The organism is Flavobacterium aquicola, from assembly GCF_003385115.1.
GTDB classification, from domain to species: domain Bacteria; phylum Bacteroidota; class Bacteroidia; order Flavobacteriales; family Flavobacteriaceae; genus Flavobacterium; species Flavobacterium aquicola.
In genome coordinates, this window is the sequence record NZ_QUNI01000003.1 from 334,172 (window position 1) to 347,929 (window position 13,758).

Genomic DNA, 13,758 nt, shown 5'->3' on the forward strand with positions numbered 1-13,758 from the left:
TATAGTTTTCAAAAATATAATTTTTTAAAATGACCGAAAAAGAAAAAATGCTTTTGGGTGAAATTTATTTTGCCAATGATAAACAGCTGACAGAAGAACGCACCAGAGCAAAAAAATTATTGCACAAATTGAACGTTACCGAATATCTGATGAATGGAAAATCACGTGCAATTCTTAGAGAACTGATGCCTAATTCTCATAAGCGATTGTACATAGAACCGCCGTTTCACTGTGATTATGGCTATAATATCCATTCGGGCGAGAATGTGTATTTCAATGTCAATTGTGTCGTTTTGGACACGATGAAAGTAACTATTGGAAATAATGTTTTCTTTGCGCCTGGAGTACATATTTACACGGCAACACATCCGCTGAATGCCATTGAAAGAAGAACAGTTGAAAGTTCAAAACCTGTCTCAATAGGTGATGATTGCTGGATAGGAGGGAATTCTGTAATTTGTCCGGGAGTTACTATCGGTAACGGTTGTGTAATCGGTGCTGGATCTGTAGTAACCAAAGATATTCCCGAGAATTCTTTAGCAGTTGGAAATCCTGCCAAAGTGATTCGGAAATTGAATGAGGAGTAAAAGTTTAATCGTTTAATTGTTTAAGGACTAGGAACTAATTACTTTGTATTAATTCTTTTTGTTCATATAAAAACTCAAAGCTCCCGATGGACATTTGTTGACAGTTTCTATAATTTTTTCAGTAGTTGAGTTATCGGGTAAAATCCATGGTTTTTCTTTTGGGTGAAAAACATCGGGATTATTTTTAACGCACATAGCAGAATGTATGCATTTTCCGGATTGCCAAACAATGGTTACTTCACCATTGGAGTATTCTTTTTTGATGTCTTTTGGGTCCATGGCTAAATAGTTGTGTTAATGATTGTTTTTCCTTTTAGTAATTTTGAGATCGGACATTTATCGGCAATGATTAACAATCGGTCTTTTTGCTCGGCACTAACTTCTCCCGAGAAAATGATGTTTCTTCTGATTGTTGTCGTCAATTGACCGTCTATAGTTTCCTGATATAAATTTAATGAAATATTTATTTCTGGAATAATCCATTCTTTTCGGTCAATGTACATTCTCAAAGTCGAGAGTGTACAGCCTGCCAAAGAAGCCAGTAATGTAGAAAACGGATCCATTCCTAAATCCCTTCCGCCAACATTTTCGGGTTCATCCATAAGAAACTGCCCGTTTCTCCAAGTGATGTTGCACAAATACTTTTGCGTACCGATACGCCCAAGTATGTCATTTTCAAAAAGCTCTTCCATTATAATACGTCTCTAAATTCGGGAGTTTTATCAAATACTTTTTTAGCAAAAGGACAAAGCGGAATAATTTTGATGTTTTTTTCTCTTGCAAATTCTACTGCTTTGGCTACCATTTTTTTGCCGTATCCTTTTCCGTTATTGCCTTCGTTTACTTCGGTATGGTCAATGATGATTTTATCAGGACCAGCGAATACAAAAGTCATTTTGGCTTCGGTTTTGTCATTAATATCGATGTGGAAAAAACCGTTTTTGTCGTTTATCTCTAATTGTACTTCTTCGTTCATTTTCTTTAAGTTTCTAAGTTACAAAGTTGCTGAGTTTCTAAGTTTTTTTAAGTTTAAAGATTCTAAGTTACTAAGATTCTAAGTTCTTTCTTAGAATCTTAGAGACTTAGCAGCTTCATTAATACCCCATCGGAATTTCCATTAACAGAAATTTCGCGTCAGTGGTTGCTTTGATGTCCAAAGTTTTGAAATCAGTTATACCTAAACCATCACGAGTTTCCAATTCCTGACCGTCAATAGTGATAGTTCCAGAAATTACAAAGGCATAAAGACCGTTTCCTTCTTTTTTCAATTCGTATTGTTTTTCAAACCCAGCCTCAAAATCGGCTAAATGAAACCAAGCGTCTTGGTGAATCCAAACTCCGGCATCATCAGGATTTGGAGATAATATTTGAGCAAAATTGTTTTTTTGTTCTGTGGTGTCCAAAGTGATCTGCTGGTAACGAGGTTCTACATTTCTCACTTTTGGGAATAACCAAATTTGGAAAAGTTTTGTTCTTTGGTCGGTGTTTGGATTGAATTCACTGTGCTGGATTCCAGTTCCTGCGCTCATCACCTGAACATCACCGGTTTTGATGGTTTCAGCATTTCCCATGCTGTCTTTGTGAGCCAAATCACCTTCAAGTGGAATAGTGATAATTTCCATATTGTCGTGAGGATGTGTTCCAAAACCCATTCCCGCTGCTACTGTGTCATCGTTTAAAACGCGTAATGCTCCAAATTGTACTCTATCCGGATTGTACCAGCTTGCAAAGCTAAAGCTGTGGTATGCGTTTAACCATCCGTGATCTGCGTGTCCTCTTGTATCTGCTTTGTGTAAAACTGTAGTTGCCATGATATAAATGTTTAGTGATTTTTGTTATACAAATTTACGTCAGATGTAAGCAAAAGGCACTTAACCTAGATTAAGAAATTATTTAGCACTATCAGCAAGTCTTATGAATTCGGCTTTATATCCATCTTCATCATTAGATAAGCCTGATTTAGCTAGGTTTTTTATTGCTTCAATAGAAGTGTTTGTAATTAGCTTTGATTCTTTTAACTTTAAGCCAAACCAAGCTACAGCAGTACTGAATTTAAAATCTGAAGAAGCATTTCTTAATCCAATTGATGAATTAGTAATGGTTTGAATCATTTCTATGCTTTTTTCTCCATCGGGTTTTTTATATCTGAATTTTACGGTTGCCAGTTCATCATCATAGTTTGCTGTTGCCGTTTTATTTTTCGAATATTTTAATTCATCAGGAATAAAGTTACTTTGAACTCCTGTTGGAATTATTTCGTATAAGGCGGTAACCGTATGTCCGCTTCCTAATTCACCAGCATCAATTGCATCATTTTTAAAATCTTCGGCTTTCAGTTTTCGGTTTTCATAACCAATCAGTCGATACGCCTGCACATGCTTTGGATTGAATTCTATTTGAATTTTTACATCTTTTGCAATAGCAAACATAGAACCTTTGAATTCTTTACCTAGAAAACGGCTGGCTTCTTGCATGTTATCAATATAGGCGTAATTTCCGTTTCCTTTATCCGCCAAAATTTCCATTTTACTGTCTTTATAATTACCCATTCCAAATCCTAAAACGGTCAAAAAAACGCCTGATTTTCGTTTTTCTTCAATCAAATCTTCCATGTCTTTATCCGTAGAACTTCCCACATTGAAATCCCCATCAGTTGCAATTATCACTCGATTATTTCCTTCTTTTATAAAGTTTTCTTCTGCTAATTTATATGCCAATTCTATTCCTTCGCCGCCTGCAGTGATTCCGCCGGCATGTAATTCGTCAAATGCATCCATAATAACTTCTTTTTCATCACCCGATGTTGGAGATAAAACTACTCCGGCAGAACCAGCATAAACCACAATAGAAACTTTGTCTTTTGCTCTTAATTCTTTGACTAAAATCCGCATTGATTCTTTTAGCAACGGTAGTTTGTTATCTTCATCCATCGATCCCGAAACATCAATAAGAAATACCAAATTAGATGTTGGTAAATTGGTCATTGGGATATTTTTTCCTTGTAAACCTATTTTTAATAATTTATGATTTTCATTCCAAGGACAGGCGCTGTATTCTGTGTTGATAGAGAAAGGGTTATTGTCTTTAGGCTGAGGATAGCTGTATTTAAAAAAGTTTACCATTTCTTCTACGCGGACAGCATCAGCGGGAACTTTTTGCCCATTATTTATAAATCGTCGAATGTTGGTGTAAGAAGCATTATCGACGTCTATCGAAAAAGTGGAAAGAGGAGCAGTTTTTGGAGATTCAAAAGGGTTTTCTTCTACTTCTGCATAGCTTTCATCATTTGTTTCAACAGTGTATATTTCTTGATATTCCTCGGATGGAAGAGGTGCAGACAAAGTTATATTTGAGACTTTTTCTTCTACACTTTCTGTTTTTTTACAATTGGTTAATAGTAGCAATACAAATGACACTAAAATAAAATGTTTTTTCTTCATTTAGGAATGTTTTAGGAGTTAAAAAAAGATGGTTTAAATAGGGATTAATCATCAAAATTTATAAACAGAATTGTTTTAATAATATTATATTTTAGTTGTTAAATCTTGTTAAATTATGTTTGAAAAGAACAGGCATATATTTGCTCAATAGATGAGTATTAAGGATGTAATCGTTTTAGTGCTATTTTCGCAACATTTTACTTTTCATTTTACTGAAAAACTCTGGTGTAACTCCCAGATAAGAAGCAATTTGTTTTTGGGGGACGCTATAAATTAAATTGGTGTATTTTTTGCAGAATTTTTCAAAACGCTCTTCGGCGGTTAAACTTAAATTATCCATTAAACGCTGCTGATTTGCTACTAATGAATTTTCGGTTAAAATTCTGAAAAAACGCTCTAGCTGGGGTATTTCTTTATACAGAATTTCTTGATTCTCTTTGGATAATATGACAACTTCGGCATCTTCTATAACCTGAATAAAAAGGTTTCCAGGCTTTTGCGAAAGCAGACTATACATATCACTGATCCACCACCCGCTGCACGCAAAACTCAAAACATGTTCTACAATATTATCATTAATATTGAAGCTTCGCAATATACCCGAATTTACAAAATAGGATTGTGTACAGACTTCTCCTGCATTAAGTAAAACGGTTTTGGCTTTGTATTGCTGTGTTTCTGTTTTAGATAAAAAAAATTCTTGTTCTTCTGGCGTTAAAGTAACATGCTTATTGATGTTTTCGAGGATAGAGTTCATTCTTTCAAATGTACAATTATTTAGCTGTCTGTAAAATAATAAGCATAAAAAAACCTGCAGGAAACTCTGTTCCTGCAGGTCTTGGGTGAAGACACAATTATTTAACCTATAAAATATAATAGTCTTCTTTTCTTTTTTTTGTTTGTATGCGATGTGTGTTCGACTCGAAATGTTCTGACGTATTGGAATATTCATCATTGTATTCATTGACCATCTGCATTAAATTTTTCTCAATATTCTTGGCAATTGTAGAAACAGGAGTATCAGTCGGTTTATTTTCGAAAGGGTCCTGTAGATGAATTGCCATTTTTTCTACCAAGAAAAATGCAGCCGCTATGATAGTTACAAGTGGTATTTCTAACCATCGCAGCATGGTAGGTAAACTAAACGGCAGCAGTATGATGAATAAATAGATGGTCATGTGAATGTACAATCCGTATGTTGTTGGGAAAATTGTTGTTTTTATACGTTCGCATTTTCCCATGTGGTCGCAAAAATTGGTTAACGTTCTATCTAATTCAATTTGCTGAAAAGCATTTATTTTTTCTTCACGAAGAGCATCTTTCAGGTCTTTTCCGTGCAGCATCAACAATGCATTGGGTACGTGTTTGTGTTTTTGAACATAATCAAATTCCTCTGGCGTTAATAACCCTTTGATGGGTTTGTATGCATTTTCCCCTCTTAAGGCATTTCCTAAGGCATAACACCATGCAGCTTGTCTTTTTGCCATTTTTTCTATGAAATTAGTGGCTTCAATCGAAAAAACAGGATCTTTGTAATAGGTGGCAAGCTGTCTTATAAACGATCGAGAATCATTGGTTATGGCTCCCCATACTATTCGTGCTTCCCACCAACGGTCATAGGCCTGATTGGATTTGAATGCAAGCAATAATGAAATAACCGTTCCGATTACTGAAGGAATTGCTATTGGGATTTCGGTATTCAGCTCTGGATTTAACCGGTGAAAAAGATCAAAAAGACAAGTGTATACCAATACTATTACAAGTTCAAATTTAATTTTACCCAAAATATAGCTTAGCGGTATTTTCTTTTTTAGCAGCATAATGTAGTTGTATTAAACGGTTTCTTCATGCAGTGACAAAACCGGTATGTCTAAATGCTGATTGATTTCGCTTTGTTTTTTGTTTTTAATCTTTGACCTTTCGGAGGTGCGGGTTTCAATAACAAAATCAATGTCATTTTCTTTTAAAACTTTGGATAATAGTAAGTTGATGTATTCGGCAGTTTCCTGTTCTTTTTTTAGAACCTGACTAATTTTTTGCAACGGAAATTGGTCTTGCATATATTGCTGGATATCATCAATGTTTAAACGCGAAAGGGCATTTTCCAGATAAATTGCTTTTTTCAGCTTCGTGGTGTTGTCGTTGATAAGGCGTAAAATAGGTGTTTTTTGATTTTCAATAATCTGAACCAGATTACTGTGAACTGTTTTTTTACTGGTGATTATTGATTTTGTCAGCAGAATCAAATCAACGGAATGAAACTGCAGAAAGTTTTTTAGTAGTGGTGCTGTGATTCCAGACTGGCGTTTGAATTCTAATTTGCAATTAGGAAAGTGTTCAATTAAATCACGACAATTGTCTAAAACGTCCAGCTCTTTGTGGGTTATTTGACTGTCTTGCTCTCTCAGGTATTGAGCCGCCGAGAAGGAACTAATTTCATCAGTAACTAAAAAAAGAATAATTTTGGTATTTCCATTTTTAGAATGATTAATGGCTGTTTGAACTGCTGATATTGTGTCAGGAGTTAGTCGTGTTGGTATTAAAAAGTTTTTCATAAGTACATCTGTTTTTTGTACTTACAAAGTAAATCCTGCTACATTAGAGTCAGTTTAAAAGAAGATTAGAAAATTCTAAGAATTAACATTAGAATTTTTAATGTTGGTTTTTTTGAATAGAATAGTCACAATAGTTCCTTTGTCTTTCTCGGATTGAATCTGTAGTTCGCCGTTATGCATTCGGATGATTTTCATGGCCAATGGCAACCCAAGACCGTAACCGATATATTTACTGCTGGCTTCTTTTCCTCTGAAAAAAGGCTCGTAAAGATGCGGAATGTCTTCGGATGGAATCCCAATCCCGATATCGCTGATTACAATTTTGATAATATCCTTGGTTGCACTTAGATTAACAAAAACTTCCTTGTTGTCCGAGTATTTTACACCATTTGCGACAATGTTATTTATGGCTAATTCCAATAAATTTTTGTTGCATGGAATTGACAGATAATTGCTGTCTCTTGCAGAAACATCCAGTTTGATACTTACTTTATTATCTGGGAAAAAATTGTCTAAATCGGTTTTTACTTCAAATAGTAAATCGTCCATGCGAACCACATTCTGCACTTGTTTCGTGCCGTCGTAACCAGTTTGGGTAAGTTTTAGAAGACTCTCAGTCAGGCTTCCTAATTTGGACGACTGCCTGTAAATGTTTTCCAATGAAGTGATGTATTCTTCTTTTTCTCTTTCTTTCAGAAGCATAATTTCTGCTTCGGCAATGATGGTAGTGATTGGTGTTTTAAGTTCGTGTGAAGCGTTATTAATGAAATTGGTCTGAATTTCAAATGACGTTTCCAGCCTGTCGAGCATATCGTTGAAAGTCGAAGTTAGATCGGCTATTTCACCAGTGTTTCCCTCATTCTGCAGTCTTCGGGATAAATTGGAAGCACTGATTCTTTTTACCTCTTTTGCAATGTTTGAAACTGGAATAATTACTTTTTTGGCTAATAATCTTCCTAGAAAGAAGGATATAATCAGGAAAACGACAATTCCAAGAATCATAATTCTTGTAATATAAACCGTTGTGAGATGGCCTTTTCGGTCAACTGCTGCAATAATAACAATGTATTTTTGACCGTTTTCGGTAAAAATCTGGCCTAAGTAATATTTGTTGTCTATTTCAAAGGATTCTTTCCCGTTTTTTAAAACATTGGTATAAAATTCGTTGGGCAGATTTAATTTGGTATTGTATTCAAAAGTATCCTGACTATTTACCTTAAGCACAAAATCTTCTTCTTGAATTAATTCTTCCAGCCCATTTTTTTTAAGTTGTTTGTAATACTTGATTTTTTCAGGATCCTTTTGAAAATGAATCGAAGCAACAATTTTTGCACGGTCTTCCAAACGCTTCAAAAAGTAATATTGATTATTGCTTCTAAATAAGAAAAACACCAAAATACACAACAAAACGGTGCTTATGGTCGAAAGAATAACGTACGAATAAGTAATTTTCTTTTTTATATTATTCATTTTCAGTTTGTAATATATAACCAAAACCTTTGATGGTCTGGATCATTTTGGTGTTATAAGGTTTGTCGATTTTTTTACGAAGATAGTTAATATACACATCCACAACATTGGTGTTCATGTCAAAACTGATGTCCCAGACATTGTCCAGAATCTGATTTCGAGAAACGATTGTTCCTTTGTTTTTGGCCAAATAATAAAGAAGTCTGAATTCTTTATGCGTCAAAAGTATAGGTTTGCCGTTTCGGTGTACCAATTTGGTTTTGCCGTTTATTTCTAAATCTTCGAGTTTTATGATGTCTGGTTTTTGAGTGTCGAGATTGGCTCTTCTTGCCAAAGCCATTACTCTCGCATTGAGTTCGGTGAATTTAAATGGTTTTACCAAATAATCATCGGCACCGTTTTCCAATCCGTTTACGATATTTTCCGAAGTTCCCAATGCAGTTAACAGCAGGATGGGAACAAAGTTCTTGATGGCTCTTAATCTTCGGCAGATTTCGATTCCGTTTACTTTTGGGAGCATGACATCCAAGATCACAACGTCAAAATCGTTGTTTTGAATCATTTCCAAAGCAGTTTCTCCGTCAAGACAGACGCTCACCTCAAAATTATTTTCGGTAAATCCTTTTCTTAAAACGGATAACAAATTGGGTTCGTCCTCAACAATCAATAATTTCATTTACAAGTGTTTGTTTTTGCAAACATAAAAAAATGTAAATGTAATTTTCAGTAAGTTGGGATTTCTTAAGGTTTTTTTTAGAAAGTTTTTTCGAAATGGTGGTTTATTGTGCAGTAGTTTCCGCTATGACTTGGGGAGGCAATCTCATTAAGTTAAGTTTTGATTTGCCCTCGCAGAGGCGCAAAGGCGCAAAGTTATGACAGGTCTTCTTTGCGTCTTCGCGCCTTTGCGAGAATTAAATTTTGAAAAAACTCCAGTAAGAAACCCTTAATGTAAAGGCGCTGACAGCTTAGGTAGTGGTTAACTTTTTTTGAGTCTTCCCTTTAAATGGAATAATTTTTAAACATATAAATCCATAACAACCTTGAAAGGCGAATGTTAAACGAAGCCATCACTAAAATCACTGCAGTTATAATGCCAATGATTCGTAAATCGAATGTTTCAGTAAAAAACTGATGTGCAATTAAATAAGTTGCAATTCCTTGGGCTACAGTCAGGCCGTAGTTTACATACATCGCACCAAAAAAATAACCAGGTTCTTTCTCGAATTTAAAATGGCAATGCGGACAATATTGATTCATTTTTGGAAAGCCAATATTTAAGAATATGTTTTTTTCGTTAAAAACTTTTCCTTTAAGGCAATGAGGACAGTCGTTATTCAGAATATGCAGCAGTGAGTGTGACATGTTTTAATTTTTTTTCAAAGGTATTTCATATTCGTGACCCAGAAGTTTTCTATATTCGCTAATTATAGCACAAAAAAGACATTAGGAATTATGCAAAAGTATCCCGTATATTCTATCGAACGGTTCAATTGTAATGCTGTTGGCAGTGATTTTTATATTAATACCTTCAAAAATCATTTGGTTGACCATAGTTTTGTCGAAGAACCGCATAGACATAATTCGTATGTGTTAGTACTTTTTACTAATGGATCAGGTACGCATGATATCGATTTTGATACTTTCAGGATTCAGTCTGGAAGTATGTTTTTCCTCCAGCCAGGGCAGATGCACCATTGGAATCTGTCTGATGATATTGATGGTTTTGTTGTTTTTTATTCGCAGGAAATGTACAATCTGTATTTTGGACAAAAAACAATAGAGACATTTCCATTCTATTCTGCACTGGGGAATTCGCCTGAAATGATTTTTGATTCCAATGAATTGAATGGGATCGTTCCTTATTTTTATGCGATGCTGGAAGAATATCAGGGAAATAGAATTATGAAACAGGACAAAATTCTGAATCTATTGGACAGTATTCACATCGAAATCACAAGGAAATATAATGATCAGTATATCTTGGAAACACATTCGTATAATTCGAGAATCCAAGATTTTTATCTGCTTTTGGAGAAATTTTTCTGGACCGAAAAAGCACCTTCTTTTTATGCTTCCCAGCTTCATATTACGTTAAAGCATCTGAACAGAATCTGCAATGAAATCTTAAAAAAGACCACAACTCAGGTTATTACCGACAGAATTATTCTAGAAGCCAAAAGAATGCTGATGGATAAAAAAAGAACAGTCAGCGAAATTGCATCAGAGCTGGGTTTCGATGACTATTCTTATTTTGTAAGGCTATTTAAAAAGCATGCAGGAATTACACCGACAGCTTTTCGAGCTTCCAAATAATATTTTTTTATTATCAATCTATAGGAAAAGAAAATCCAGCAGCCAATGCTCCGGATACTTGGTTGGCAGCTGGGGTAAAGTAATAAGTTGCGGCAATTTCTATATTATGTTTAGGGCCTAGAAGAAGGCCAAAACTCAAAGGGATATGTAATAAAGCGGTATTTTTTTTGTAATTAATTGAAGGTGTGAAAGTTTGAAATGAACCAATTGAAGTTCCAATGCCTGTCTCGATAAAAGGTGCTATCCAAGGAATTGGTGCGCAAATACGTGCTTTTCCTCCTAGTAAAAAAGCTTCTGTTGTGACTTTATAGTTAGGCTGGTTATGTGGATTACCACCATCTGTTGATGTTATGACAAGTCCAGCGTAAGGTCTTAATCCAAACCATTTAGTTATGCCGAAAATATATTCACCTTGTGCATAAAAACCACCTCCGTCAACATCCACTTCATTCTGATTTCCGTAACCCTCCATTTTGTTAGAAGTACTAAGTCCGAATCCTATTGAAGCTTTAATAGAGTTGCCAACTCTTGGCTGTCCTTTTGCTGGATTTGAAAAAACAAATGTGAAAATTATAATAAGTATGAAGCTGCGCAAAGTTGAAATCATAAGGCTTTTTATTTTTTGTGAAAGTAAGAATTAATTTTCAATTATTTAAATAAAAAGGAGTATGATTATTAAGTTAAAGTCCTGTAAAAGACTGTTTAAAAAACATGCAGAAAAGACACCAACTGCTATTCGAGGTTTAAGGTAAAATTATTGCCAACTATTTTATTTTCTCACTAATCAGGCTGCTCAGCATGTCACGCTCCCGTTTGAGTATTATGATTTCGAGTTCTAGGGCGCTAATCTGTTCATCCTTAGTTTTGTCGGTCACTTGTTTTGACGAAAACTCCTTAGGCAGTGTGGTTCCAATATCGGTAAAGAAATTGTGATGAAGCAGGTGGCTTATCTTTAATAAAATATCGGTACGAATCCACGATTGCTTAAGGCGAGTCTCAAAATTTGCTGAATTCAGATCCAAAGCCCTAGATAATGCAGCTTTTGATACATTATTTTCTTTAATATAATCTTGCAGAAGCTTTCCAATGTGTATAGTGTTTTTCATCGTTTGATTAAAATAGGAATGTGGATTATGAAATTCATATATTAAATTGTTAAATATATTAATTAAATTGTTTTAAATAATAATTTAATAGTTTTAAAAAACAATTCTATTGTTATAAATAATAATTTTATAGTTAAAAATAACAATTTAATAGTTGTATATGACTATTTTGGCTGTTTGTTTTTCAAACTATTGTCCGTTTTTCTTCCAGTATTCTTTTTAAACCTTTGATTGAGTTTTTCAAATGAAGTTTGAGATCCCGCCACGCCCGCTTGTGCGGCAGCTTCGTACAATTTGTATACCTGCAAAGCAGTGTCGTAGGCTTCTTTTCCTGCAATACGCTGTGCATCATCGACCTGATTGATGACTTGATTGAGAATGGATTTAAGTTCGTCGAGCTGATTGAATAAACTGAAATCAGAAATAATATTTTCGATTTTAATGTAAGAGGGCATTGTTTCGGCACCATTCGAGCGAAGCAGCTGGATGCAGTCCTCGGTAAAAGCCTTATTGGCAACATCCATACCGCGAAAGGATTTTTTTTCATCAACAGTCAGCCCAATATAAGGAAGCTGGGAACTAATGTGGCGTAAATTGGTTTTGATGGACTCGATAGCCGTTTCCGAAATCACGGTGTGGATTCTGTTATAAGTAAGATTAGCCATATATTTTGGTCTTTTGGTTCGCTGACTAAGATATTGAAATAATGCAGATATATTGCATCTTTTTCCTACTTATTGCTGTTTGGAGTTTTTAACGCAAAAAAAAATACCCACAACAGCGGGTATTTTGGTAAATCTATTGTAGTAAAGAATTATTGAACGGTTATTAATCCTGCGGCAGCTTGGGCTTTTTTTACTATTTCTTCAATATTAGCGTCAAGAGTGTCATTAACTAAAGCAACGCCCATTCGGCGATAGGGTCTTGAGGTTGGTTTTCCAAAGATTCTAAAATCGGTTTTTGGTAAAGCTGCGATTTTTTCTATTCCTGTAAATGTTGGATTTTCTGAATTTTCAGAAGCTAGAATTACTGCACTTGCACCAGCTTTTTCTAAAGTGATTTCAAAAATTGGCAGACTCAGAATAGCACGCAGATGCAGTTCGAATTCATTAAAGTTTTGAGTTCCTGCCAAAGTTACCATACCGGTGTCGTGTGGCCTTGGTGATAATTCAGAGAAATAAACACCGTCATCGGCAAGGAAAAATTCCACGCCAAAAAGTCCCGCTCCGCCCAAGGCTTCGGTTACTTTTTCGGCCATGTCCTGTGCTTCGTATAAATCCTTGTCGGATACCTTTGCAGGCTGCCAGCTTTCCTGATAATCGCCGCGCTCCTGTCTGTGACCTATTGGCGCACAAAATAGGGTAGGGTTGCCGTTTTGAACAACTGTCAATAAAGTGATTTCCGAATTGAATTTGACAAATGCTTCGACAATCACTTCTACCACATCGCCACGGGAGCCTTCTACAGCATATTGCCATGCTTTGTCGATATCGGCTGCAGTTTTTATCGTCGATTGTCCTTTTCCAGACGAGGACATTAATGGTTTTACAACGCAGGGCATGCCCACGGCTTCCACGCCTTTGTGCAATTCCTCGGCAGTTGTGGCATAGCGGTAATTAGCGGTTCGCAATCCCAGTTCTTTAGCAGCTAAATCACGTATTGCTTTACGGTTCATCGTAAAGTTGGCCGCTTTCGCAGAAGGAACTACGGTAATCCCTTGTTTTTCGTAATCATAGAAACGCTCCGTTCTGATCGCTTCTATTTCGGGAACGATGAAATCAGGCTGATGTTTGGCAACGATTCTGTCCAAAGCTTCGCCGTCAAGCATGTTGATGACTTCGTAACTGTGTGCAACCTGCATAGCAGGGGCGTTTTCGTAGCTGTCGACAGCAATTACGGTTTGCCCGATGCGCTGTGCTGCGATAGTGAATTCTTTTCCTAATTCGCCGGAGCCTAGAAGCATTATTTTCATTGAAAGTAGTTTATTGGGGTTGTGATGATGGGTTTAGTTGGTTGTGAATTGTTGTAACAAAAATACGGTTTTGTGTGGAATTCTTTTAGAATGTGTTTTGGTATTTTGCTTCTTGTTTTTGAAAAAATTGGGTCTTTATGTTTAGCAGTTTGCTTGCGTGAGGGATAGGAGCTGGCTACCAAAGTAGCGCAGATAGCCCGACCGCGTTGAGGAAAGGGGCTGAATAAGCGTTACAATAAGTAAGCCCCTTTTCTCAATGGGGTCACGCCCAAATAAAAAAATCCCAGATTTCAAGTGGTAAACCTGAAAACTGGG

Annotated in this window: 17 protein-coding genes; 2 read left to right on the forward strand and 15 right to left on the reverse strand. The window is 35.7% G+C overall.

The window, feature by feature from the left end; translation table 11 throughout:
* Positions 1 to 29 precede the first annotated feature (29 nt).
* Positions 30 to 587: a sugar O-acetyltransferase gene (locus C8P67_RS06585; protein WP_115811593.1), complete on the forward strand. Its 558-nt coding sequence runs from the start codon at positions 30 to 32 to the stop codon at positions 585 to 587.
* Between the two features lie 48 nt (positions 588 to 635).
* Here C8P67_RS06585 and C8P67_RS06590 read toward each other — a convergent pair whose 3' ends face one another.
* The 11 genes from C8P67_RS06590 to C8P67_RS06640 form a co-directional block, all read right to left on the reverse strand.
* A complete protein-coding gene (locus C8P67_RS06590; protein WP_115811595.1) occupies positions 636 to 866 on the reverse strand; it encodes a (4Fe-4S)-binding protein in 231 nt (76 codons plus the stop codon).
* Positions 867 to 868: 2 nt separating this feature from the next.
* Entirely contained in the window at positions 869 to 1,279 is a 411-nt protein-coding gene (locus C8P67_RS06595; protein ID WP_115811597.1) for an OsmC family protein, read from the reverse strand.
* On the reverse strand, positions 1,279 to 1,563 hold the full coding sequence (locus C8P67_RS06600; protein ID WP_115811599.1) for a GNAT family N-acetyltransferase: 285 nt from the start codon (positions 1,561 to 1,563) through the stop codon (positions 1,279 to 1,281). Before C8P67_RS06600 ends, C8P67_RS06595 begins: the two co-directional genes overlap by 1 nt.
* Before the next feature lie 118 nt (positions 1,564 to 1,681).
* Positions 1,682 to 2,398 carry a pirin family protein gene (locus tag C8P67_RS06605; RefSeq protein ID WP_115811601.1) on the reverse strand — a complete coding sequence of 239 codons (717 nt, stop codon included), beginning with the start codon at positions 2,396 to 2,398 and terminating at the stop codon, positions 1,682 to 1,684.
* Positions 2,399 to 2,476: 78 nt separating this feature from the next.
* Complete coding sequence (locus tag C8P67_RS06610; protein ID WP_115811603.1) at positions 2,477 to 4,027, reverse strand: vWA domain-containing protein; 1,551 nt, start codon at positions 4,025 to 4,027, stop codon at positions 2,477 to 2,479.
* Positions 4,028 to 4,208: 181 nt separating this feature from the next.
* Positions 4,209 to 4,784: a Crp/Fnr family transcriptional regulator gene (locus C8P67_RS06615; protein ID WP_115811605.1), complete on the reverse strand. Its 576-nt coding sequence runs from the start codon at positions 4,782 to 4,784 to the stop codon at positions 4,209 to 4,211.
* A gap of 106 nt (positions 4,785 to 4,890) precedes the next feature.
* Positions 4,891 to 5,847, reverse strand: a complete 957-nt coding sequence (locus tag C8P67_RS06620; protein ID WP_115811607.1) for a bestrophin family protein — start codon at positions 5,845 to 5,847, stop codon at positions 4,891 to 4,893.
* A 12-nt stretch (positions 5,848 to 5,859) separates the two neighbouring features.
* The gene (locus C8P67_RS06625; protein WP_115811609.1) at positions 5,860 to 6,582 is read right to left on the reverse strand and encodes an adenine nucleotide alpha hydrolase family protein; all 723 of its coding nucleotides are present in this window, start codon (positions 6,580 to 6,582) and stop codon (positions 5,860 to 5,862) included.
* Between the two features lie 75 nt (positions 6,583 to 6,657).
* Positions 6,658 to 8,052, reverse strand: coding sequence for a sensor histidine kinase (locus C8P67_RS06630; RefSeq protein WP_115811611.1), 1,395 nt, complete (start codon positions 8,050 to 8,052; stop codon positions 6,658 to 6,660).
* Positions 8,045 to 8,728, reverse strand: a complete 684-nt coding sequence (locus tag C8P67_RS06635; RefSeq protein WP_115811613.1) for a response regulator transcription factor — start codon at positions 8,726 to 8,728, stop codon at positions 8,045 to 8,047. The genes C8P67_RS06630 and C8P67_RS06635 overlap by 8 nt, the downstream gene beginning before the upstream one ends.
* Positions 8,729 to 9,051: 323 nt before the next feature.
* On the reverse strand, positions 9,052 to 9,414 hold the full coding sequence (locus C8P67_RS06640; protein WP_115811615.1) for a DUF983 domain-containing protein: 363 nt from the start codon (positions 9,412 to 9,414) through the stop codon (positions 9,052 to 9,054).
* Positions 9,415 to 9,504: 90 nt separating this feature from the next.
* Here C8P67_RS06640 and C8P67_RS06645 point away from each other — a divergent pair, with 90 nt between their 5' ends.
* Entirely contained in the window at positions 9,505 to 10,365 is an 861-nt protein-coding gene (locus C8P67_RS06645; protein WP_115811617.1) for an AraC family transcriptional regulator, read from the forward strand.
* Positions 10,366 to 10,378: 13 nt separating this feature from the next.
* Here C8P67_RS06645 and C8P67_RS06650 read toward each other — a convergent pair whose 3' ends face one another.
* The 4 genes from C8P67_RS06650 to purT all read right to left on the reverse strand — a co-directional run bounded on the left by C8P67_RS06650 (position 10,379) and on the right by purT (position 13,443).
* Positions 10,379 to 10,972, reverse strand: coding sequence for a hypothetical protein (locus tag C8P67_RS06650; RefSeq protein WP_115811619.1), 594 nt, complete (start codon positions 10,970 to 10,972; stop codon positions 10,379 to 10,381).
* Positions 10,973 to 11,129: 157 nt separating this feature from the next.
* The gene (locus C8P67_RS06655; protein ID WP_115811621.1) at positions 11,130 to 11,471 is read right to left on the reverse strand and encodes a hypothetical protein; all 342 of its coding nucleotides are present in this window, start codon (positions 11,469 to 11,471) and stop codon (positions 11,130 to 11,132) included.
* A 164-nt stretch (positions 11,472 to 11,635) separates the two neighbouring features.
* Complete coding sequence (locus tag C8P67_RS06660; protein WP_115811623.1) at positions 11,636 to 12,136, reverse strand: hypothetical protein; 501 nt, start codon at positions 12,134 to 12,136, stop codon at positions 11,636 to 11,638.
* A 149-nt stretch (positions 12,137 to 12,285) separates the two neighbouring features.
* Positions 12,286 to 13,443 carry a formate-dependent phosphoribosylglycinamide formyltransferase gene (purT, locus tag C8P67_RS06665; protein ID WP_115811625.1) on the reverse strand — a complete coding sequence of 386 codons (1,158 nt, stop codon included), beginning with the start codon at positions 13,441 to 13,443 and terminating at the stop codon, positions 12,286 to 12,288.
* Between the last annotated feature and the right edge of the window lie 315 nt (positions 13,444 to 13,758).